General features: G+C 66.3%; 19 protein-coding genes and 1 pseudogene. 11 read left to right on the top strand and 9 right to left on the bottom strand.

Annotated elements, in window-relative coordinates:
• The first annotated feature begins 42 nt into the window (after positions 1-42).
• From yaaA to AC0ZJQ_RS04855, 3 genes are all read left to right on the top strand, one after another.
• The gene (gene yaaA / locus AC0ZJQ_RS04865; protein ID WP_009867831.1) at positions 43-822 is read left to right on the top strand and encodes a peroxide stress protein YaaA; all 780 of its coding nucleotides are present in this window, start codon (positions 43-45) and stop codon (positions 820-822) included.
• A 549-nt stretch (positions 823-1,371) separates the two neighbouring features.
• Entirely contained in the window at positions 1,372-2,814 is a 1,443-nt protein-coding gene (locus tag AC0ZJQ_RS04860; RefSeq protein ID WP_009867832.1) for a mannose-1-phosphate guanylyltransferase/mannose-6-phosphate isomerase, read from the top strand.
• 380 nt (positions 2,815-3,194) lie between these two features.
• Positions 3,195-3,407 (top strand): hypothetical protein, encoded by a 213-nt coding sequence (locus AC0ZJQ_RS04855; RefSeq protein WP_476477754.1) that lies wholly within the window; start codon positions 3,195-3,197, stop codon positions 3,405-3,407.
• Between the two features lie 94 nt (positions 3,408-3,501).
• On the opposite strand, the gene AC0ZJQ_RS04850 is transcribed toward AC0ZJQ_RS04855, so the two are convergent.
• Genes AC0ZJQ_RS04850 through purU form a run of 3 tightly spaced genes read right to left on the bottom strand, consistent with a single transcriptional unit; the run spans position 3,502 to position 6,093 of the window.
• On the bottom strand, positions 3,502-4,971 hold the full coding sequence (locus tag AC0ZJQ_RS04850; RefSeq protein ID WP_237264968.1) for a helicase HerA-like domain-containing protein: 1,470 nt from the start codon (positions 4,969-4,971) through the stop codon (positions 3,502-3,504).
• Positions 4,972-5,003: 32 nt separating this feature from the next.
• The gene (locus tag AC0ZJQ_RS04845) at positions 5,004-5,228 is read right to left on the bottom strand and encodes a hypothetical protein (protein ID WP_234301945.1); all 225 of its coding nucleotides are present in this window, start codon (positions 5,226-5,228) and stop codon (positions 5,004-5,006) included.
• Between the two features lie 13 nt (positions 5,229-5,241).
• Positions 5,242-6,093, bottom strand: coding sequence for a formyltetrahydrofolate deformylase (gene purU / locus AC0ZJQ_RS04840; RefSeq protein ID WP_102827524.1), 852 nt, complete (start codon positions 6,091-6,093; stop codon positions 5,242-5,244).
• Positions 6,094-6,465: 372 nt separating this feature from the next.
• Here purU and mvaT point away from each other — a divergent pair, with 372 nt between their 5' ends.
• Complete coding sequence (gene mvaT, locus AC0ZJQ_RS04835; protein ID WP_167136172.1) at positions 6,466-6,846, top strand: histone-like nucleoid-structuring protein MvaT; 381 nt, start codon at positions 6,466-6,468, stop codon at positions 6,844-6,846.
• A 73-nt stretch (positions 6,847-6,919) separates the two neighbouring features.
• On the opposite strand, the gene sbcB is transcribed toward mvaT, so the two are convergent.
• Positions 6,920-8,356: an exodeoxyribonuclease I gene (sbcB, locus tag AC0ZJQ_RS04830; protein WP_237264571.1), complete on the bottom strand. Its 1,437-nt coding sequence runs from the start codon at positions 8,354-8,356 to the stop codon at positions 6,920-6,922.
• Between the two features lie 213 nt (positions 8,357-8,569).
• On the opposite strand from sbcB, the pseudogene AC0ZJQ_RS04825 reads away from it, so the two are divergent.
• The 6 genes and pseudogenes from AC0ZJQ_RS04825 to AC0ZJQ_RS04800 form a co-directional block, all read left to right on the top strand.
• Positions 8,570-9,262 (top strand): annotated as a pseudogene (locus AC0ZJQ_RS04825) (RDD family protein); the annotation flags it as partial.
• 9 nt (positions 9,263-9,271) lie between these two features.
• A complete protein-coding gene (locus tag AC0ZJQ_RS04820) occupies positions 9,272-10,252 on the top strand; it encodes a stage II sporulation protein M (protein ID WP_476477753.1) in 981 nt (326 codons plus the stop codon).
• On the top strand, positions 10,239-11,762 hold the full coding sequence (locus AC0ZJQ_RS04815) for a DUF4129 domain-containing protein (RefSeq protein WP_476477389.1): 1,524 nt from the start codon (positions 10,239-10,241) through the stop codon (positions 11,760-11,762). Before AC0ZJQ_RS04820 ends, AC0ZJQ_RS04815 begins: the two co-directional genes overlap by 14 nt.
• Complete coding sequence (locus AC0ZJQ_RS04810; protein WP_476477388.1) at positions 11,759-12,916, top strand: DUF4350 domain-containing protein; 1,158 nt, start codon at positions 11,759-11,761, stop codon at positions 12,914-12,916. Before AC0ZJQ_RS04815 ends, AC0ZJQ_RS04810 begins: the two co-directional genes overlap by 4 nt.
• A complete protein-coding gene (locus AC0ZJQ_RS04805; RefSeq protein WP_476477387.1) occupies positions 12,913-13,914 on the top strand; it encodes an AAA family ATPase in 1,002 nt (333 codons plus the stop codon). The genes AC0ZJQ_RS04810 and AC0ZJQ_RS04805 overlap by 4 nt, the downstream gene beginning before the upstream one ends.
• 31 nt (positions 13,915-13,945) lie before the next feature.
• Complete coding sequence (locus AC0ZJQ_RS04800; RefSeq protein WP_178091708.1) at positions 13,946-15,277, top strand: DUF58 domain-containing protein; 1,332 nt, start codon at positions 13,946-13,948, stop codon at positions 15,275-15,277.
• 9 nt (positions 15,278-15,286) lie between these two features.
• Here the strand turns inward: AC0ZJQ_RS04800 and AC0ZJQ_RS04795 are convergent, their stop codons facing one another.
• From AC0ZJQ_RS04795 to AC0ZJQ_RS04785, 3 genes are read right to left on the bottom strand one after another with little or no spacing between them, the layout of a single operon-like run.
• Positions 15,287-15,715, bottom strand: coding sequence for a PilZ domain-containing protein (locus AC0ZJQ_RS04795; RefSeq protein WP_102827531.1), 429 nt, complete (start codon positions 15,713-15,715; stop codon positions 15,287-15,289).
• Between the two features lie 48 nt (positions 15,716-15,763).
• Complete coding sequence (locus tag AC0ZJQ_RS04790) at positions 15,764-16,186, bottom strand: DUF4124 domain-containing protein (protein WP_155551612.1); 423 nt, start codon at positions 16,184-16,186, stop codon at positions 15,764-15,766.
• A gap of 35 nt (positions 16,187-16,221) precedes the next feature.
• Positions 16,222-16,599, bottom strand: coding sequence for a tetratricopeptide repeat protein (locus tag AC0ZJQ_RS04785; protein ID WP_155551611.1), 378 nt, complete (start codon positions 16,597-16,599; stop codon positions 16,222-16,224).
• Positions 16,600-16,755: 156 nt separating this feature from the next.
• On the opposite strand from AC0ZJQ_RS04785, the gene pyk reads away from it, so the two are divergent.
• On the top strand, positions 16,756-18,210 hold the full coding sequence (gene pyk, locus AC0ZJQ_RS04780; RefSeq protein WP_102827534.1) for a pyruvate kinase: 1,455 nt from the start codon (positions 16,756-16,758) through the stop codon (positions 18,208-18,210).
• Between the two features lie 68 nt (positions 18,211-18,278).
• Here the strand turns inward: pyk and AC0ZJQ_RS04775 are convergent, their stop codons facing one another.
• Together AC0ZJQ_RS04775 and AC0ZJQ_RS04770 are read right to left on the bottom strand one after the other, a co-directional pair.
• Entirely contained in the window at positions 18,279-19,229 is a 951-nt protein-coding gene (locus AC0ZJQ_RS04775; protein WP_476477386.1) for an iron-sulfur-binding ferredoxin reductase, read from the bottom strand.
• Positions 19,222-20,349: a GGDEF domain-containing protein gene (locus AC0ZJQ_RS04770; protein ID WP_213662758.1), complete on the bottom strand. Its 1,128-nt coding sequence runs from the start codon at positions 20,347-20,349 to the stop codon at positions 19,222-19,224. Before AC0ZJQ_RS04770 ends, AC0ZJQ_RS04775 begins: the two co-directional genes overlap by 8 nt.
• Between the last annotated feature and the right edge of the window lie 29 nt (positions 20,350-20,378).

The raw sequence follows: 20,378 nt of genomic DNA, 5'->3' as shown, positions 1-20,378 counted from the left end.
CATCGCGCCTAGAATCGCCGCTGCACACAGGAGAGCAACTACATGCTGATGGTGATTTCCCCAGCCAAGACCCTCGACTACGAGACTCCACCGGTAACCCAGCGCTTCACCCAGCCCGAACACCTCGAGCATTCGCAGCTGCTGATCGAACAGCTGCGCGACTTCTCGCCGGCACAGATCGCCGAGCTGATGCACCTGTCCGACAAGCTGGCGGCACTGAATGTCGCCCGCTTCGGCAGCTGGAGCACGCCCTTCACCCGCGAGAACGCCAAGCAGGCCCTGCTCGCCTTCAAGGGCGACGTCTACACCGGACTTGCCGCACAAGACTTTTCCGAAGCCGACTTCGACTTCGCCCAGCAGCACCTGCGCATGCTGTCCGGACTCTACGGCCTGCTGCGACCGCTGGACCTGATGCAGCCCTATCGCCTGGAGATGGGGACGAAACTCGCCAACGCGCGTGGCAAGGACCTCTACGCGTTCTGGGGCGAACGCATCAGCGAATGGCTCAACCAGGCGCTGCAGGCGCAAGGCGATCAGGTGCTGCTCAACCTGGCATCCAACGAGTACTTCTCGGCCGTCAAGCGCAAGGCGCTGCAGGCGCGGGTAGTCGACGTGGACTTCAAGGATATGAAGAACGGCCAGTACAAGATCATCAGCTTCTACGCCAAAAAGGCTCGCGGCCTGATGGCACGTTACGTCATCAAAGAACGCATCCAGACGGTCGAGCGCCTGCGCGACTTCGCCTACGAAGGCTATCGCTTCAGTGCGGCCGACTCCTCGGACGACCACCTCGTGTTCCTGCGCGACACTCCTACCGCCTGATCCGCCACGTGTGGCGCGCCGCGCCGCACGCCTCCCGAGCGCGTCGTAGCTCCGGTACGACGCAGCTCCGCCGCCCCCTCTCCTCATGCTGGCCGATCAACGGTTCTCCCCGCGGGAACTATCGAGCGACGCCGAGAATCATAAAGCGCGTACCGACAACTCCAGACTGGAAAGGAACGTCGCACATGAACGTGCTCGGGTTCTCGAACATTGACCATTGCCAGCCGCTCCAGCGGCTGGCGACACGATCGGCAACGGCGCGCGGTGCCGCCCGAATTCAGACGGGCTCCGCTTCAGCGCTGACCCAGCCCGGCAACCGCGCCCGGCCTGCCCCCGTCGTCACGCACCAGGCAGCCATCACACGGCTGACCCGCCGCGTCGGAGCATCCGCGCCAAGCGCAGGTGACTCGCGCCACGGCCGAACACGCAGTCACTGCCTACGTTCTGCGCGCCGACCACGCACCTGATCCCGCTCGACCCATCCCATTTTCCCGAGCATGCCAACGGTGTGCTCGCAACAGAACGCTCTAACGATGCAGGAGAGACGACATGATTCCGGTAATTCTTTCAGGCGGTAGCGGTTCGCGACTGTGGCCGCTCTCGCGCAAGCTGTTCCCCAAGCAGTTTCTCGCCCTTACCGGTGAGCAGACGCTGTTTCAGCAAACCGTCGAGCGCCTGGCCTTCGAGGGCATCCAGCAGCCGCTGCTGGTGTGCAACAAGGAGCACCGCTTCATCGTCAAGGAGCAACTGGCCGCACGCAAGCTGGGTGTCCAGGGCATGCTGCTCGAACCCTTCGGGCGCAACACGGCCCCGGCGATCGCCATCGCCGCGATGAAGCTCGTCGAAGAAGGCCGCGACGAGCTGCTGCTGGTGCTGCCGGCCGATCACGTGATCGACGACCAGCGCGCCTTCCAGCGCTCCCTGGCCCTGGCCACCAACGCCGCGGAAAACGGCGAGATGGTGCTGTTCGGCATCCCGGCGACCCGCCCGGAAACCGGCTACGGCTACATCAAGTGCGATCCGAACGACGCCAGCGGGCTGCCGGAGGGCATCAGCCGCGTCAGCCAGTTCGTCGAGAAGCCGGACGAAGCCCGCGCGCAGAGCTATGTCGAATCGGGCGACTACTACTGGAACAGCGGCATGTTCCTGTTCCGCGCCAGCGTGTTCCTGGAGGAACTGAAGAAGCACGACCCGGACATCTACGACACCTGCTGCGTTGCGCTCGAACGCAGCACCCTCAATGGCGACGAGCTGCTGATCGACCCGGCGACCTTCGCCTGCTGCCCCGACAACTCCATCGACTACGCCGTCATGGAGAAGACCAGTCTCGCCTGCGTGGTGCCCATGTCCGCCGGCTGGAGCGATGTCGGCTCCTGGTCGTCGATCTGGGACGTGCATAACAAGGACGCCAACGGCAACGTGCTCAAGGGCGACGTGATCGCCGAAGACACCCGTAACTGCCTGGTTCACGGCAACGGCAAGCTGGTCACCGTGCTGGGACTGGAGGACGTCGTGGTGGTGGAGACCAAGGACGCCATCATGATCGCCCACAAGGACAAGGTGCAGGACGTCAAGAAACTCGTAGCCCGCCTCGATGCACAGGCGCGCCCGGAAACGCAGAACCATTGCGCCGTGTATCGCCCGTGGGGCTGGTACGACTCGGTCGACATGGGCGGACGCTTCCAGGTCAAGCGGATCTGCGTCAACCCGGGCGCCAGCCTGTCGCTGCAGATGCACCACCATCGCGCCGAACACTGGATCGTCGTCTCCGGTACCGCCCAGGTGACCTGCAACGAGAAGACGTTCCTGCTCACGGAAAACCAGTCGACCTATATTCCGGTCACTTCGGTACATCGTCTGGCGAATCCGGGCAAGATTCCGCTCGAGATCATCGAAGTGCAGTCCGGAAGTTATCTCGGCGAAGACGATATCGAACGCCTGGACGATGTTTACGGTCGTACCGAGGGTGTCGAAGCCAAGGTCGCTCGCTGACCGAAGTTTCACGCCGAATAAAACCCGCGCATCGCCGCGGGTTTTATTTTGCTGCAAAGTAAAGTCACCCAATCTCCACGATCCGGCGCATAATGCGGTCTACTGAAGCATGGCAAGTCCGCAGCGAACTCATGCGACATGCGTTTTCCGCGTTCCAGAGTCCACAGGTTTGCTTCAAAACCTTTTGCCAGTTCTTTGAACTGCTGCCCGTTTTTCAAGCCCGAATGCAGGAAGAGATGCCAGACGGCAGAACTTCCCCGGCATTACAACGCCTGAAAAGATGCACGCGGGCCGCGGCGCCGCCGCATTCGATTGACGGTACGGCAATATACCGCTTCAGCACCCTACTCATTCGTACACAAACAGACAGGTCCAATTACGTGACAAAAGAACAACTGCGCATCGAACTCGAGCGTCAGGCGCAGCGCTACCAGGATATCTATGGCGGCGAAGTTACAACTTATGCAGCCAAGACCGAGCCGGAGCGCAAACCCTGGCGCAAGAAGGCAACCCTGCAAGATCGAGTTTTCCAGGAAGAACTGCAGAAGATGGAAAAAGAAAAAGCCCGGCAGGAAGTAGACGCGCAAAGCTGATAAGCCCGGCGACTTTCAATACACGGCCGGAACCGCGTGCCGGATATCGATAGCCGCTGAGTACCCGCCGCGGGCAATCAGTGGCCACCGTCACTCAGCGCTTGCTACCCAGCAGTGAACCAAGCAGGCCGCGCACGATCTGCCGGCCGATCTGGCTGGCCGCCTGATTCAAGGCACTCTTGAGCACCCGCCCGGCGAAGTCGCCGACCGCACCGCCTTCGCTGCCGCGCTTGCCAGCGTTTGCCGGCGCAGGCTCAGCCTCGGCGGCCTGGCGTGCCCGCGCCGTCAGCATCTCGTAGGCCGATTCGCGATCGACCGGCTGGTCGTACCGGCCACGCAACGGCGAGCGCGCGATTAGCTCGGCACGCTCGGCCTCGCTCAGCACGCCCACGCGCGATTGCGGCGGCGCTATCGCGACCCACTGCACCATCGCCGGCGTGCCCTTGGCCTCCAGACCGCCGACCAGCGCCTCGCCGATACTCAGTTCGGTGAGCACTTCAAGCGCGGAGAATTCCGGGTTTTCGCGGAAGCCGTCGGCCACCGAGCGCAGCGCCTTCTGCTCCTTCACCGTAAACGCCCGCAGGCCATGCTGGACGCGCAGGCCGAGCTGGGCCAGCACATCGTCCGGCAGGTCGCCCGGCGACTGGGTGACGAAGTAGACACCCACGCCCTTGGAGCGGATCAGCCGCACCACCTGCACCAGACGCTCCTGCAGCGCCTTGGGCGTGTCGTTGAACAGCAGGTGCGCTTCGTCGAAGAACAGCGCCAGAAGCGGCCGGTCCTGATCGCCGCGTTCGGGCAGCTGCTCGAACAGTTCGGCGAGTAGCCAGAGCAGGAACGTCGCATAAACCTTGGGCGCCTCGTGCACCAGCTGGCTGGCGTCGAGCAGGTGGATGCGCCCGCGACCGTCGCGGTCCGGCTGCAGCAGGTCTTCCAGCTGCAGCGCCGGCTCACCGAACAGCGCCTCGGCGCCCTGTTGTTCGAGCGTCGCCAGGCGCCGCTGCAAAGCCTGCGACGAGGCGCCGGTGAACAGCGCACGATCCTCACCGAGCACCTCGGGATGGTCGCGCAGGTGCCCCAGCAGCGCCTTGAGGTCCTTGAGATCGAGCAGCAGCAGACCTTCACGATCGGCTACCTTGAACGCCGCGTAGAGCGCCGCCTGCTGGCTGTCGGTCAGCTCCAGCAGGTTGCCCAGCAGCAGCGGCCCCATCTCGCTGAGCGTGGTACGCAGCGGATGACCACTGCGACCCTGCACATCCCACAGCGTCACCGGATAGGCGCGCGGCTGGTGCCCCAGCCAGGGCATGCTGGCGATGCGCTCGGCGATCTTGCCCGTCGGCGCACCGGCTGCCCCCAGACCGCTCAGGTCGCCCTTGATATCGGCGGCGAACACCGCGACTCCGGCATCACTGAACTGCTCGGCCAGGCGTTGCAACGTCACCGTCTTGCCGGTTCCGGTAGCGCCGGCGATCAGCCCGTGGCGGTTGGCCAGGCGTAGCGGGTGGAGGCTGGGCTGGCCGTGGGCGTCGGCGCCCAGTACCAGATGATCGGCGAATGCTTCCATCAAGGGGTTCTCCAAGGCGGGGAAACGCGCGCTCAGTCGAGCGCGTCGTGGTCGCGACCAGCCGGTCGCCCGGTGCCACGCGCGACATCGGCAGGTGCCTGCTCATCTGCGGCGCGCAGGCGCTCCCAGAGTTCGGCAGCGCCGGGAAAGTCGGTGCCCAGTTCGGTGCCCAGCGCAGCGGGATCGTAGCGTTGCGTACAGCCACTGCCGATGATCGGCGGCGCCTCGGCAGTGGCGCGTGCGAGCGGGTCGGTCATGGCTGCTCCTCGATCAGTTGAATACCAGCGTCTTGTTGCTGTGGACCAGCACGCGGTCCTGCAAGTGATAGCGCAGGCCGCGCGATAGCACCATCTTCTCTACGTCCTTGCCCAGCCGCACCATGTCCTCGATGCTGTCGCGGTGGCTGACGCGCACCACGTCCTGCTCGATGATCGGCCCGGCGTCCAGCTCCTCGGTCACGTAATGACAGGTCGCACCGATCAGCTTCACGCCACGCAGCGACGCCTGATGGTACGGCTTGGCACCGACGAAGGACGGCAGGAAGCTGTGGTGGATGTTGATCACGCGCTGGGCGAACTCTTCGCACAGCTCCGACGGCAGAATTTGCATGTAGCGCGCCAGCACGATGACGTCCGCCTCATGTTCACGCACCAGCCGGGTCACTTCAGCGAATGCCTGCTCCTTGCGGGCCGGATCTACCGGCACATGGAAATAAGGAATGCCATGCCACTCGACCATGCTGCGCAGATCGTCGTGGTTGGAAATCACGCAGGGGATGTCGCAATCCAGCTCGCCGCTGTGCCAGCGATGGAGCAGATCGGCCAGGCAGTGCGATTCGCGGCTGGCCATCAGCACCACGCGCTTGCGCCGCTCAGAGTCGGTGATGCGCCACTCCATCGAGAACTCGCGGGCAATCGGCGCGAAGGCCTGGCGGAAACCATCCAGATCGAACGGCAGCGAATCGGCGCGAATCTCGTGGCGCATGAAGAACCAGCCACTCTGATGATCCGAATGGTGGTTGGCTTCGGTAATCCAGCCGTTATAGGTCGCGAGGAAATTGCTGACCTTGGCCACGATGCCGACGCCGTCGGGACAGGCAATAACCAGCCTGAAAGTGCGCATTAAAGATGACTCCGCTCTAAACAAAAGACGCGGCATTCTAGCCCAGCCACCAACTGGCGCCCATCGGGGCAATCGATGGATTATCAGCCGTCGGCCATGCGCCCGACCGGATCGCTTCGCCGCTTGGTAAGCGCATAGTCGTTATAACTAGCGAATCTGCCTCGGTGCGTTAAGGCAATTATCAAAGGTGCTTAGCTTTTCGCCGCACGCCTTGAGTTGTACGCACCCCTTTTATTGGCAGCAACGCGCGCCGCGAAGAATGATTTATATACAAATAAAAAATACATTTTCCAGCGGCGGCTATATTTACTTGCAGATTGTGCATGACTATGATTGACGCCACTTGCGTACACCCTATCCCAAGGAAGCCATATGTCTCTCATTAGTGAATACCGCGCCACGGAAGAAGCCATCAAGGAACTTCAAGAGCGGCTGAAATCCCTCTCTGCCGATGACAAGCTGAAGAAGGAACTGGAGTTCGAAGGCAAACTGCGCGAACTCATGGGCGAATACCAGAAGTCGCTGCGCGACATCATCGCCCTGCTTGATCCGGACGCTCGCAGCGCCAAGACTCCGCGCGGCGCAGCCAAGGCGCCGACCGCCAGCAAGCGCGCACGCCGGGTCAAGCAATACAAGAACCCGAATACCGGTGAAGTTATCGAAACCAAAGGCGGCAACCACAAGACTCTGAAAGAGTGGAAAGCCAAGTGGGGCGCCGACACCGTGGAAAGCTGGGCAACTCTGCTCGACTGATTCCTCGACGAAATAACAGAACGCCGCATCCCTTCCTGGGGCTGCGGCGTTTTTGTTTGCCTGTCGAAACTGTTCAGTCGGTTATTGCATAGCGCTCGCGCAGCTGCTGTACATGGCTGCGCCACTGCTCCAGTACTTCGGTCTGCGCGGCAGTTGCCGTGGCCGCGTATTGTCGAAGTCCTTCATCGAATTGCTGCAGGGTATTCGGCGCACCGTGCTGCGCCTCGATCAAGCGCTGCCGGCAGAAGCTCGCCCACCGCTCCCGCTCGGCCACTGACAGCGTTTCGGGAAAGTTGCGCGCGCGGTAGCGAAACAGCAGCTCAGCCAGACGCGGATCATCGAATGGCCAGCTGCGCGCGGCACATTCTGCCGCCGAGAGACTACGCACCTGCTCGCACAGCCGCCGATCACGGTCGCCGAGAAAGCCATCGTAGAGTTGCTGCTCGGGGTCGAGGCACTCCTCGAAGGTTTCCTGTTGGTAGATCTGCCCCAATTTCGGCAACCAAGTATTCCGGGTTTGGCTCAGCAGGCGGGCACGCTGCAGGCACTGTGTCAGGTCGAGCTGCAGACGCGCCAGGTCACCTTCGCGCAGCACGCTCAACGGCGCCAGCACCGGGCAACGATTGACGTGCACCAGCTTCAACGGCACGGGCAGCGCCCCTGCGGCCAGCTCGTCGCGGCGGGTATACAGACGCTCGCGCAGGGTCTGTGCGCTTTCATCGCAGAGCACCGCCGGCTCGGCCTGCAGGTCACAGACGATCAGCGCATTGCGGTTGAGCGGATGCCAGGCCAGCGGCAGCACCACGGCCAGATAATGACGCTCGGCCGAAAAGCGCCCCGACACATGCACCAGCGGCTTGAGCAGCTCGATCTGATCCAGCACCGCCGGCTTGCGCCGCAACTGATACAAATAGTCGTAGAGGCGCGGCTGCCGGTCGCGCAGCAGCCGCGCCAGCGCGATGGTGGCGCGCACATCGGACAACGCGTCGTGCGCGTGCAGGTGTTCCAGCCCGTTGGCGACCGTCAGGCGGTCGAGCTTGAGGGTCACCCGACCGTTCTCCTGCGGCCACTCGATGCCCTCCGGGCGCAGCGCATAGGCGGTGCGTATCAGGTCGATCAGGTCCCAGCGGCTATTGCCGCCCTGCCACTCGCGCGCGTAGGGGTCGAAGAAGTTGCGATACAGGCTGTAGCGCGTCATCTCGTCGTCGAAGCGCAGATTGTTGTAACCCGCGCCGCAGGTGCCGGGCAGCGCCAGCTCCTGGTGCAGGCGCGTGATGAATTCGGCTTCGCACAGTCCGCGCTCTTGCAGGATGCCCGGCGTGATACCCGTCACCAGACAGGCCGCCGGGTGCGGCAGGATGTCGTCGGCGGGGCGGCAATACAGGTTGAGCGGCTCGTCTATCTCCTCCAGCGCCTCGTTGGTGCGAATGCCCGCGACCTGCAACGGCCGGTCGCAGCGCGGCGAAATGCCAGTGGTTTCGTAGTCGTACCAGAAGATGCTCGAGGTCACGCGAAGGTCCTTCTTAATCATCGGCCGCCAGTCTAGCAGCGGTAGAAAACTACCTGCGTAGCCATTGCGGGGTTTTGCAAGGGCTGCCTCGCCTATGTTTTTCATCAGCCTGCTAACAGTGCCACGCACGCCACAGCCGCAGCCGGCACGCATTGATCCGGTGGGCGATTGCCGCATAGCATCAGCCTCCGCCGCGCGCACAGAGCCCACGTCTTGCCCTCCTCCCAACCATCCTCGCCGCTGGACAACCGCCATCGGGTCGAAACGCCCGAGGGCATCGACCTGCTGCTGCGGCCGGCCGGGCTGGTGCCACGCGCCCTGGCGTTCACCGTGGATCTGGCGCTGCGAGCGGCGATCCTGCTCGCGCTGTTCCTCGGTTTCGGCCTGCTGGGCAAGTTCGGCAGCGGGCTGAGCGCGCTGCTGCTGTTCCTGGTGCAGTGGTGGTACATGGTGCTGTTCGAAGTGCTCAACCAGGGACGCACGCCCGGCAAGCAGTGGCTGGGCCTGCGCGTGGTGCACGACGACGGCACTCCGGTCGGCTGGGCCGCTTCGCTTACGCGCAACCTGCTGCGTTTCGTCGACATGCTGCCGTTCGGCTATTTCCTCGGCGCCCTGAGCTGCCTGGCGCACCCGGCATTCAAGCGCCTCGGCGATCTGGCCGCCGGCACGCTGGTGGTCTACGCCGAGCGCCCCAGCGCGCGCCCCGCCCTGCCGATCGTGGAAGCACAGCGGCCACCGGTCGAACTGGATCGTGACGCCCAGCGCGCGCTGCTCGATTTCGCCGAACGCCAGGCATCACTGAGCCCGGAGCGTGCCCAGGAACTGGCCGCGCTGCTGGCCGAGCCCCTACACTTGCCCGCCGCGCAGGCCGTATCCGGCTTGCTCGCGATGGCCCAGGGGCTGCTGCGCGTGACGCTGAAGCAGGAGGCGTTCGAGCAGCGGCACCAGCCCGAATGGGAGCGCTTCGATGCCCGCCTGGACGCGCTCGAACGCGGCCGGTCTGCCGCCGACGAGGCGATGGACTTCCCCGCCGCCTACCGCCGGCTATGCCAGCAACTGGCCCTGGCCGAGGAACGCGGTTACAGCAGCCCGTTGCTGGAACAGCTGCGCCGGCGGGTGCTGCGCGGCCATCAGCAGCTCTATCGCCAGCGCAGCCCACTGCTCGGCCGGCTGCTGAGCTTCGTCCTTGGCGGCTTCGCCCGCCTGACACGCGAGGAATGGCGCGGCGTACTCGCCGCCAGCCTGCTCTTCTACGGCAGCCTGCTGGGCATGGGCGTGCTGGTCTATGCGTTCCCCGAGCTGGCCTACAGCGTGCTGTCGGCCGATCAGGTCGCCGAGATGGAAACCCTCTACGACCCCGACGCCAGCCGGCTCGGGCGCTTCGGCGAGCGCGGCTCGGCCGAGGACTGGATGATGTTCGGCTACTACGTGATGAACAACATCGGCATCGCCTTCCAGACCTTCGCCGGCGGCCTGCTGCTCGGCGTCGGCAGTCTGTTCTTCCTGGTGTTCAACGGCCTGACCATCGGCGCGGTGGCCGGGCACCTGAGCGAGATCGGCTACCACCAGCCGTTCTGGTCGTTCGTCATCGGTCACGGCGCCTTCGAGCTCACCGCCATCACCCTGGCCGGTGCGGCGGGCCTGAAGCTCGGCGCAGCGCTGCTCGCTCCCGGTCGACTGCGCCGCGGCGAGGCACTGCGCCAGGCTGCCGAACGCGGCGTGCGGCTGGTTGCCGGCGCCACGCTGATGCTGTTGATCGCCGCGTTCATCGAAGCGTACTGGTCGTCGATGACCTATGGCCCGGCCGGCGTCAAATACGCGGTCGGGGCCCTGCTCTGGCTGCTGGTGGCGCTCTATTTCCTCTTCGCCGGCAGGAATCGCCATGCGTCCGGCTGAAGCGAACCTGACCATCCGCCCGCGCAGCGCCTGGGAAGCGCTGGACCTGGGCACGCTGCTGGTGCGACGCCATGCCGGCGTGCTGATGCTCGCCTGGGCCGCGCTGACACTGCCGGTGTTCGGCCTGCTCAGCGCGCTGTGCTGGGAGCAGCCCAGCCTGGCGTTGCTGCTGTTCTGGTGGCTGAAACCGCTCTATGAACGCCTGCCGCTGCATATTCTCTCGCACGCGGTCTTCGGCCAGACGCCCGGCGTGCGCCAGAGCCTGCGGGCGCTGCCCGGCGTGCTGCGCCCGCAGTGGCTGGCCAGCCTGACCTGGCGCCGCTTCAGCTCGACGCGCAGCTTCGATCTGCCGGTGCTGCAGCTCGAAGGGCTCGCTGGCGCGGCCCGCCAACACCGCCTGGCGGTGCTCGGCCAGCGCGAGCGCAGCGTGGCGCGCTGGCTCACGGTGGTCGGCATGCACCTGGAAGGCGCGCTCTGGCTCGGCCTGCTGGCGCTGCTGTATTTCTTCCTGCCGGCGCAACTGGCCTACGACAGCTGGAGCTGGGAGGATCTGCTGCGCGCGAACGATGACTGGCTGTGGCTGGAGCACCTGTCCAACTTGCTCTACGTGCTGGTGCTGATTGTCTGGGAGCCGATCTACGTCGCCTGCGGCTTCAGCCTCTACCTGAATCGCCGCACCCGGCTCGAAGCCTGGGACCTGGAACTGGCCTTCCGCCGCCTGCGCGCACATCTGCTGACGGCACTGCCGGTGCTGCTGCTCGGCCTCTGCCTGCTATCGCCGAGCACGCCCGCGTGGGCTGCTAACGACAGCGCTGCCACCCCCGCAACCGCCACCGCCCCGCTGAGCCGCGACGATGCCCGCCAGCGGGTGCGCGAGCTGCTCGATCAGCCGCCTTTCACCCAGCGCGAAACCGTCACCCGCTGGCGTTTCGCCGAGTCCCCGGCCGATGCCGAACCCGACATCCTGGCTCGCCTGCTGGAGAATCTGCTGCGGCTCGACTCGTTCTGGCACGGTCGCGAACGCCTGACGCTGCTGATCGAGACCCTGCTGTGGGGCGCGCTGGCACTGCTGGTCGCGTTGTTGCTGTGGCACCGCCGCGACTGGCTGCAGGCCTTCGGTCGCCGCTTGCCGCGACCGCGCAAACGTCACCAGCCGCCGGCTCAGCTGTTTGGCCTTGCCGTGACCCCGGAAAGCCTGCCGGACGACGTCGCCAGCGCGGCCGAACGGCTCTGGCCGACGCAGCCTCGCCAGGCGCTCGGCCTGCTCTATCGCGCGATGCTCAGCCGCCTGCTGCATGACCATCAGTTGCCGCTCGTGGCCGGTCATACCGAAGGCGAAGTGCTGGAGGCCGTGCGCATCCTGGCGCAGCCCGAGCTGAACTCCTTCGCCGCAACCCTCACGCACCACTGGCAAGGCCTCGCCTATGGCCGGCAGGTACCCGACGACGCAGCATGGACCGCGCTGTGCGCCGGCTGGCGCCGGCTGTTCGAACGGGAGCCGCAGCCATGAAACGACGCCTGCTGATCTTGCTCGGCGTGGCGCTGGCGCTGCTGGCCGGCGCGGGCCTGCTGACGACGTTGCAGCCCTACGACGAAGTCGTCGACCGCGGCCCGGCCGCGCAGGCACGCGCCAACCCCTTTCTGGCAGCCGAACACTTTCTCGCCGATATCGGCCGCCCGGTCAGCCACAGCGAGCACCTGGCCGAGCTTGACCAGGCTCCGGCCAAGGGGCACAGCCTGCTGCTGCTCGGTGATCGCGGCCAGCTGACGCCGCGGCAGACCCAGCGCCTGCTCGATTGGGCTGCGCGCGGCGGCCACCTGCTGTTCGTCGCCGAGCGGCTATGGAACGAAGCGGACGGCAAGAGCGGTGACCTGCTGGCAGACCGCCTCAATCTGCAGCAGTACACCAGCGAGAACCGCGATACCGCAAACGCCCAGGGCGAATCGACCAGCGACGAGCAGCAGCCGCAACTGACGCGGCTCTATCTGGACAACGAAGCCAGCCCGGCCTTTCTCGCCTTCGATACCGGCTTCCACCTCTACGATGCGGACAAGCGCGCCCATGCCTGGGCCAACAGCGCCGGCGCCACGCACATGCTGCAGCTGCGTCACGGCGAGGGGCTGGTCACCGCCCTGACCGACGCCTGGATCTGGCACAACGACCGCATCGGTGAATACGACCATGCCTGGCTGCTGTGGTACCTGACTCAGGACAGCCAGGTCACCCTGGTCTACCGCGCCGATCACCCGGGGTTGCCCAGTCTGCTGCTGCGTCACTTTCCCGAGATGCTGACCGCCCTTCTGCTGCTCGTCCTGCTCAGCGCCTGGCACTTCGGCCAGCGCCACGGCCCGCTGCAAGCGCCGGCAGGCCGTGCCCGCCGGCGGCTGCAGGAGCACCTGCTGGCTTCGGCGGAGTTCATTCAGCGCCACGGCGGGCGCGCGGTGCTGCTGCAGCGCCTGCAGCAGGACATCCTGCAGCGCGCCGGCCGGCGTCATGCCGGTTTCGACCAGTTGCCGGCCGCGCAGCAGCACGAATTGCTCGGCACGCTGAGCGGACTGCCGGCCGGCTCCATCGAACAGGCCATGCGCCCGGCGGCGGACGCCAGCGCCATCGACTTCACCCGGCAGGTCGCCGACCTGCAAGCACTCAGGAATGCCCTATGAGCGAATCCCATGCCGAACCCATTCCCGGCGCCACCGCCAGCCCGCGCCAGCGCGCGAGCCAGCTGGCACAGGCGCTGCGCGAGGAACTGCGTAAGGCCCTGATCGGCCAGGACGCGGTCGTCGACGGCGTGCTGACCGCCTTGATCGCCGGTGGCCACGTGCTGGTCGAAGGCGTGCCGGGCCTCGGCAAGACTCTGCTGGTGCGAGCCCTGGCCCGCTGCTTCGCCGGCGAGTTCAGCCGCATCCAGTTCACCCCGGACCTGATGCCCAGCGACGTTACCGGCCACGCGGTGTACGACCTGCAGAGCGAGCAGTTCAAGCTGCGCAAGGGGCCGGTGTTCACCAACCTGCTGCTGGCCGACGAGATCAACCGCGCCCCGGCCAAGACCCAGGCGGCCCTGCTGGAGGTGATGCAGGAACGCCAGGTGACGCTCGAAGGCCGTGCGCTGGCCGTGCCGCAGCCGTTTCTGGTAATGGCCACGCAGAACCCCATCGAGCAGGAAGGCACCTACCCGCTGCCGGAAGCGGAGCTGGACCGCTTCATGCTCATGCTGCGCATGGACTATCCCGACGCCGATGCGGAGCTGCGGCTGGTGCGCCAGGTGACCCGCTCGGCCCGCGCCGACATGCTGGATGTCAGCGCGCTGCGACCACAACTCAGCGCCAAGGACGTGCTGGCATTGCAGAAGATCGCCAGCGACCTGCCGCTGGACGACCAGGTGCTCGACTACGCTGTGCGCCTGGCGCGTGCCACTCGTGACAGGCCGGGGCTGGCGCTGGGCGCCGGGCCACGCGCCTCGATTGCCCTGGTGCGCGGCGCACGGGCGCGAACGTTGCTGCGCGGTGGCGAGTTCGTCACGCCGGACGACGTCAAGGCCTGCGCGGCGGATGTGCTGCGCCATCGCGTGCGGCTGACGCCGGAGCTGGATATCGAGGGGCTGTCGGTGGATCGCGTGCTGCGCCAGCTGCTCGATCAGGTCGCGGCGCCGCGCCTGTGAATCGTCTGTCTGCCCGCTACCGGGTGCGACCGTGAGCCCGTCCGTGCGCCTGCTCGTTGCCGTCGCCGTACTGCTGATGGCGGGCCTGCCACTGGGCGTGCTCGATGCCCTCGGCCATGTACCGGCCAGCGGCTGGCGCTCGCTGTGGTGGGGGCTGCTGCTGGCGCTCGGTCTGCTCGCCGCCGTCGATGCGCTGCGTTTACGGCGCATTATCACGCCGCAGATCGAACGCCAGCTGCCGGCGCGCCTGCCGCTGGGACAGTGGAGCGAGGTACACCTGCAGCTGCAGCATCGCGGTGCCGCGCCGCTGCAACTGGAAATCTTCGACCACCCGCCGGCGCAGATGGCCTTCGAGCAGCTGCCGCGGCGCGTTTCGCTGCGGCCCGGCGAGCAGTGCGCATTCAGCTACCGGCTGCGTCCGCTGCAGCGCGGGCAATTCACCTTCGCCCGTTGCGAGATCCGCCTGCAGTCGCCGCTCGGCCTGTGGCGCGGCAGGCGCCTGCTGGAGCTGCCCGGTAGCACCCGCGTCTACCCCGACTTCGTGCAGCTGCACGGCGCCGGCCTGCAGGGCGTCGATCACTGGTTGAGCCGGCTCGGCGTGCGCCAGCAGCCACGCCGCGGCCTCGGCCTGGAATTCCATCAGCTGCGCGAATTCCGCGACGGCGACAGCCTGCGGCAGATCGACTGGAAGGCCACCGCGCGCATGCGCACGCCCATTGCGCGCGAATATCAGGACGAGCGCGACCAGCAGATCGTCCTGCTGCTCGACTGTGGCCGGCGCATGCGCAGCCAGGACGACGAACTGGCGCATTTCGACCATGCGCTCAATGCCAGCCTGCTGCTGGCCTATGCCGCGCTGCGCGAGGGCGACGCGGTCGGCCTGCAGACCTTCGCCAGCGATGCGCCACGGCATGTCGCCCCGGCCAAGGGCCAGGCGCAGCTCGGCCGGCTGCTCGACAGCGTCTACGATCTGCAATGCACCCTGCAGCCGGCCGACTTCGCCGCTGCGGCCGATCAGGTGCTCGCGCACCAGCGGCGGCGCGCGCTGGTGATCGTGCTGAGCAACCTGCGCGACGAGGATGACGACGAACTGCTAACCGCCATGCAGCGCTTGGCGCGTCGGCATCGGGTGCTGCTGGTCAGCCTGCGCGAGGACGTCCTCGACCGCGTGCGTCAGCAGCCGGTGACCAACCTCGACGACGCCCTCGGCTACTGCGCAACGCTGGCGCATCTGGAACGGCGCGAGGCCCTGTCTTGGCGCCTGATCGCGCACGGCCTGCACGTGCTGGACGCACGTCCGCGCGAGGTGGCGCCGGAGCTGGTCGGCCGTTACCTGGCCTGGAAACGCGCCGGCGTGCTCTGAACCGCGCCGTCAGCGCCCGCAGCAGCAGTCGTGATCGGGCGAGCGATCAGCCGCGAAGGGCGGCGGCTGGATCAGCGGCGCATGCGGGCTCGGCTGGAAGCTGAAGTAATGATGCAGCGCGGCGATCATCTCCATGATCTCGGCCGGCGGCGTGATCAGCTCGAAGCCGGTGTCGTAGCTGCCGGGGGTAACGTCCTCGCGCGACCACAGGCTGATGGCGCTGAAATCCACGAAGCGCAGCTGACCGACCTGTCCGGGAATCTTCAGGCGCATGTCGAAACGTTCCTGCAGCATCATCGGGTAGCGGCTGATCAGCATCAGGCCACCCTCGGAGAGGTTGCCAATGAAGCCCAGCGGCTTGTCGGTATGGCGATTGAACACGTTCAGGTAGTACGGCAGCTGGTGCCGCTGGATGCGACGCTGATTCGAGATATTCATGGTTCGAGCCTGCCTGTGCGCACGCCCCTGCCACTGCTTCCAGTTCGCTCAGTCACATCGTTCGCGAATACGGCTGGCCAGTTGCTGCCGGGCTTTCTCAATGTCGTTTTCACTGTAGTAGACGCGCTCACCCGTTGCATCGGTACGAAAGTAACGCCCGCCACGCTGCAGCACCTCTAGCTCCTCACGCAGCCCCTGACATTCACGCTCGCGCTGCGCCCGCTGCTGTCCTGCCCGCTCGCCGGCGACCTGACGCTCCTCGCGCCGCGCCTCGAAAAACTTCTCGCTGCGCTGTTCGCGCTGGCGCGTTGCCTCATCGCGCTCGACCACCTGCGGTTGTACGTCGACCCGCTCGGCGCCCGCCGCCGGACGCTGACCGAAGTGCACCTGGCCCTGAGCGTCGGTCCAGCGGTAGATCTCGGCCGTCGCCAGCATGGGCGCCAGGGCCAGTAGCAATAAAAGCACGCGCATCATTCGCTCCGTGGATGAGCTGTTCGCGATACGTTTCAGGGTCGGACTGGATGGCTGATCGCGGGTTCGACGGGTTCATAGTGCCCGAGCTGGCGCAGCGTCTCCAGTCGCGCAGCGGCGCGGTAGGCGTATTCGCTGGCCGGGTAGCGCACGCGAATGAAGCGGTAGGTCTGCGCCGCATCGACGTACAACCCCTGACGCTCCAGGCACTGGCCGCGCAGCAGGGAGATTTCCGGCTGCACCTCGCCACGCCCGCGCGTGCGGCGCTCGGCCTGCGACAGGGCGAGCATGGCGCCCCCGCAGTCGCCGGCCTCGTAACGGCTGTAGGCCTCGTTGAGCTGGCGGTCTACGGCGTGCTGGCTGCTGCAGCCAGCGGTGAACAGGGTCAGACAGGCAATGATCAGGGTACGCATGGATGGCTCCTCCGGAGCCGGCTTATCGACCGCGGGGCGGAAAACTGCAGGCCGTCCGGCGGCCTTTCGCGCGGGTAAAAGAGTAGTGCCGCATAACGATGACTACAGCGAACGAGCATAGTAGCCTCGCGGCCAGACCGAAAAAGGAGCCATCGAATGACACCGCGTCGTACCAAGATTGTCGCCACCCTGGGCCCGGCAAGCAGCTCGCCCGAAGTCCTGGAAAAGATGATCCTCGCCGGGCTGGACGTCGCCCGCCTGAACTTCTCCCACGGCTCGCCCGATGAGCATCGCGCCCGTGCCGAACTGGTGCGCACCATCGCCGCCCGCCACGGCCGCTTCGTCGCGCTGCTGGGCGATCTGCAAGGCCCGAAGATTCGCATCGCCAAGTTCGCCAACAAGCGTATCGAGCTGAAAGAAGGCGACCGTTTCCGCTTCTCCGTCACCCACCCGCGTGATGCCGGCACTCAGGAAGTGGTCGGCATCGACTACCCGGATCTGGTCAAGGATTGCAGCGTCGGTGACGAATTGCTGCTCGACGACGGCCGCGTGGTCATGCGCGTCGATGCCGCCACCGCCGACGAACTGCACTGCACCGTGCTGATCGGCGGTCCGCTGTCGGACAACAAGGGCATCAACCGCCGTGGTGGCGGCCTCACCGCACCGGCGCTGACCGCCAAGGACAAGGCCGACATCAAACTGGCTGCCGACCTCGAACTCGACTACCTGGCCGTGTCCTTCCCGCGCGACGCTGCCGACATGGACCTGGCCCGCCGCCTGCGCGACGAGGCCGGTTCCAGCGCCTGGCTGATCGCCAAGATCGAACGCGCCGAAGCGGTCGCCGACGACGAAGCCCTGGACGGCCTGATCCGCGCCAGCGACGGCGTGATGGTCGCGCGTGGCGACCTGGGCGTGGAAATCGGTGACGCCGAGCTGGTCGGCATCCAGAAAAAGATCATTCTGCACGCGCGGCGCAACAACAAGGTGGTGATCACCGCGACCCAGATGATGGAGTCGATGATCCACAACCCGATGCCGACCCGCGCCGAAGTGTCCGACGTCGCCAACGCCGTGCTCGACTACACCGACGCGGTGATGCTCTCGGCCGAGAGCGCCGCCGGCGAGTACCCGGTGGAAGCGATCAAAGCCATGGCGCGCGTGTGCTGCGGCGCCGAGAAGCATCCGACCAGTACCAAGTCCGGTCACCGTCTGGGGCAGACCTTCAGCCGCTGCGACGAGAGCACGGCGCTGGCGGCGATGTACACCGCCAACCACTTCCCGGGCGTCAAGGCCATCATCAGCCTGACCGAAAGCGGCTACACCCCGCTGATCATGTCGCGCATCCGCTCGGCGGTGCCGATCTTCGCCTTCTCGCCGCACCGCGAAACCCAGGCCCGCGTGGCGCTGTTCCGTGGCGTGCAGACGATCCCCTTCGATCCGGCCGTGCTGCCGGCCGACAAGGTCAGCCAGATGGCCGTCGAAGAGCTGCTCAAGCGCAACATGGTGCAGCCCGGCGATTGGGTGATCCTGACCAAGGGCGACAGCTACCACGACAGCACCGGCGGCACCAACACGCTGAAGATCCTCCAGGTCGGCGCTCCGCTGAACTGATCGACCACGCGAGCCGGCCCGCCGGCTCGCGCCTTCCCTTGCAACCCATGGCCGCTGCGCATCGCAGTTCAGCCCCCGCTCAATCCCCCGCTCACGTTCCGCTCGATGAAGGTGTCGCTGAACACCTGTCCGCGCGGCAGGCCGGCCAGAAACAGCCGTCGGCAGCACGCGGCAACGAAATCGGCATGACCGCAGACCAGCGCAATTTCCTGTCGCGACGCGATTCGCAGTGCCTGATCGCTCCACGGCTGATCCGCGTCGAGCCACTGCACGTCGAGATCATGCTGCTGCGCGAGCTGCAGCAGCGGTTCGGCCAGGTAGGAGGTACCGTGTGTGCGATGCAGCAGGCGGATCGGCCCGGCATGGCCCTGGCGCAGCGCCTCGCGCAGCACCGCCCACAGCGGTGCCAGGCCGGTGCCGCTGGCAAGCAGCAACAGTGGGCGCTCTGCCCAGTCCGGATCGTAGTGCAACGCGCCACCGTGCAACTGCCCCAACCGCAAGCCATCGCCAGGGCGCAGGCGGCGCGCCGCCTCGCTGAAGGCGCCCGGGCGGTGACAGTCGAGGTGGAATTCCAGCCAACGATCGTCGTCCGGCAGGCTCGCCAGTGAGTAGGGTCGCGCGATGCCGTCCGGCGTCCACAGCAGCAGGTGCTGGCCGGCGCGGTAGCGCAGCGGCCGCTCGGGCAACAGGCGCAGGCGCAGCACGTCACGCCGCAGCCAGTCGACCGCCTGCACCTGCGCCGCCAGGCCATCGCGCGCCGGATCGAACAGTTCCACCTGCAGATCGCCATCGATCCGGCACTGGCAGGCCAATCGCCAACCCCGCTCGCGTTGCGTGGCCGGCAGCGCCTCAGGGCGCGCATCGAGCGGTTCGCCGCCGCGACAGCGCACCATGCAGGCCTGGCAGCTGCCCGCCCGGCAGCTGTAAGGCACGCGCAGCCCGGCCGCATTCAGCGCATCAAGCAGGTTGCTGCCAGCCGCTACCGTCCAGCTCCGGCCGGCACAGACCAGCTCAGGCATTGTCGGTCGTCCAGGCCGCCTCGCAGCGGTTGCGCCCGCCGCGCTTGGCGCGATACAGCGCCTCGTCGGCGCGCTGCAGCGAGGCATCGAGATCGTCGCCGGCGTTGAGCAGCGTCAGCCCGACCGACAGGCTCAGCTGCCCCACCGGGATGCCCGGATCGACCGGCTGGGCGTTGGCGAACGCCTCGCGCAAGCGTTCGCAGCAGATGCCGAACTGTTCGGCGTCGGTGTCCGGCAGCAACAGCACGAATTCCTCGCCGCCGTAGCGGGCCAGCACGTCACCGTCGCGCAGGCAGGCCCGTGCGATCGCCGCGAAGGTTTGCAGCACCCGGTCGCCAGCGGCATGACCGTGCACATCGTTGATCCGCTTGAAGTGATCGAGGTCGATCAGCGCCAGGCCGATCTGATGCCCCTTGCGCAGCCGCGCCAGCTCACCTTCGGCGATGCGCAGGAAACGCCGGCGGTTGTAGAGGCCGGTTAGCTCGTCCGTGGACGCCAGGTCTTCGAGCTGGCGCAGCATGCCGCGCAACGTGTCCTGGTGGACCTGCAAGGCAAAGCGACGCTGGCGCATGCGCTGACGCAGCTGGTAGACGTAGTTGACGAACAGGCACATCCACAGCAGCGTCACCAGCAGCACGGACGCCTCGAGCAGGAACGCCGCCGGCTCGGCGAGGCGCCCCAGATGGAAGTCCAGCAGGTTGAGCCCGACGAAACTGAGAAACGCCAGCACGGCATAGCGGATGAAGATTTTCGGCGGCAGGAACACCGCGAACATCAGCACCAGCAGGTAGAGCACCAGCAGAGAACCGCGCGCGCTACCTAGGTTGAACAGCAGGCAGGTCAGCCACAGCAGCGCCACCAGCACCTGCGGCTCGGTCAGGCTCGGGTCCCGGAAGCGCTGGTTGAAGCCACTCCAGAACAGCGCCAAGAACACCAGCTGGCTGATCACGATGAGCAGCGAGCTGCCCAGCGCGACGGAGACCGGCGCGGTATAGAAGCCCGCTGCAACCGACACCCAGGTCAGCGCCAACGCCAACCCGTAGGTCAGCGCCGCCAGCGCGAACCGTTTCATTACCAACTGCTGCAACGCCTGCTGATCAAGCTCGACACGCGCACTCATAGGGATCCGTCCCGCCGTGGCAATGGGTC

The organism is Stutzerimonas sp. 21-1 (assembly GCF_056336065.1).
This window is presented reverse-complemented; position numbering and strand designations above follow the sequence as displayed.

Excerpts from the sequence above, each read along its gene's own strand:
- yaaA (WP_009867831.1), top strand. The coding sequence starts at position 43 with ATGCTGATGGTGATTTCCCCAGCCAAGACCCTCGACTACGAGACTCCA.
- AC0ZJQ_RS04860 (WP_009867832.1), top strand. The coding sequence starts at position 1,372 with ATGATTCCGGTAATTCTTTCAGGCGGTAGCGGTTCGCGACTGTGGCCG.
- AC0ZJQ_RS04850 (WP_237264968.1), bottom strand. The coding sequence starts at position 4,971 with ATGGAAGCATTCGCCGATCATCTGGTACTGGGCGCCGACGCCCACGGC.
- AC0ZJQ_RS04845 (WP_234301945.1), bottom strand. The coding sequence starts at position 5,228 with ATGACCGACCCGCTCGCACGCGCCACTGCCGAGGCGCCGCCGATCATC.
- purU (WP_102827524.1), bottom strand. The coding sequence starts at position 6,093 with ATGCGCACTTTCAGGCTGGTTATTGCCTGTCCCGACGGCGTCGGCATC.
- mvaT (WP_167136172.1), top strand. The coding sequence starts at position 6,466 with ATGTCTCTCATTAGTGAATACCGCGCCACGGAAGAAGCCATCAAGGAA.
- AC0ZJQ_RS04815 (WP_476477389.1), top strand. The coding sequence starts at position 10,239 with ATGCGTCCGGCTGAAGCGAACCTGACCATCCGCCCGCGCAGCGCCTGG.
- AC0ZJQ_RS04810 (WP_476477388.1), top strand. The coding sequence starts at position 11,759 with ATGAAACGACGCCTGCTGATCTTGCTCGGCGTGGCGCTGGCGCTGCTG.
- AC0ZJQ_RS04805 (WP_476477387.1), top strand. The coding sequence starts at position 12,913 with ATGAGCGAATCCCATGCCGAACCCATTCCCGGCGCCACCGCCAGCCCG.
- AC0ZJQ_RS04795 (WP_102827531.1), bottom strand. The coding sequence starts at position 15,715 with ATGAATATCTCGAATCAGCGTCGCATCCAGCGGCACCAGCTGCCGTAC.
- AC0ZJQ_RS04790 (WP_155551612.1), bottom strand. The coding sequence starts at position 16,186 with ATGCGCGTGCTTTTATTGCTACTGGCCCTGGCGCCCATGCTGGCGACG.
- AC0ZJQ_RS04785 (WP_155551611.1), bottom strand. The coding sequence starts at position 16,599 with ATGCGTACCCTGATCATTGCCTGTCTGACCCTGTTCACCGCTGGCTGC.
- pyk (WP_102827534.1), top strand. The coding sequence starts at position 16,756 with ATGACACCGCGTCGTACCAAGATTGTCGCCACCCTGGGCCCGGCAAGC.
- AC0ZJQ_RS04775 (WP_476477386.1), bottom strand. The coding sequence starts at position 19,229 with ATGCCTGAGCTGGTCTGTGCCGGCCGGAGCTGGACGGTAGCGGCTGGC.
- AC0ZJQ_RS04770 (WP_213662758.1), bottom strand. The coding sequence starts at position 20,349 with ATGAGTGCGCGTGTCGAGCTTGATCAGCAGGCGTTGCAGCAGTTGGTA.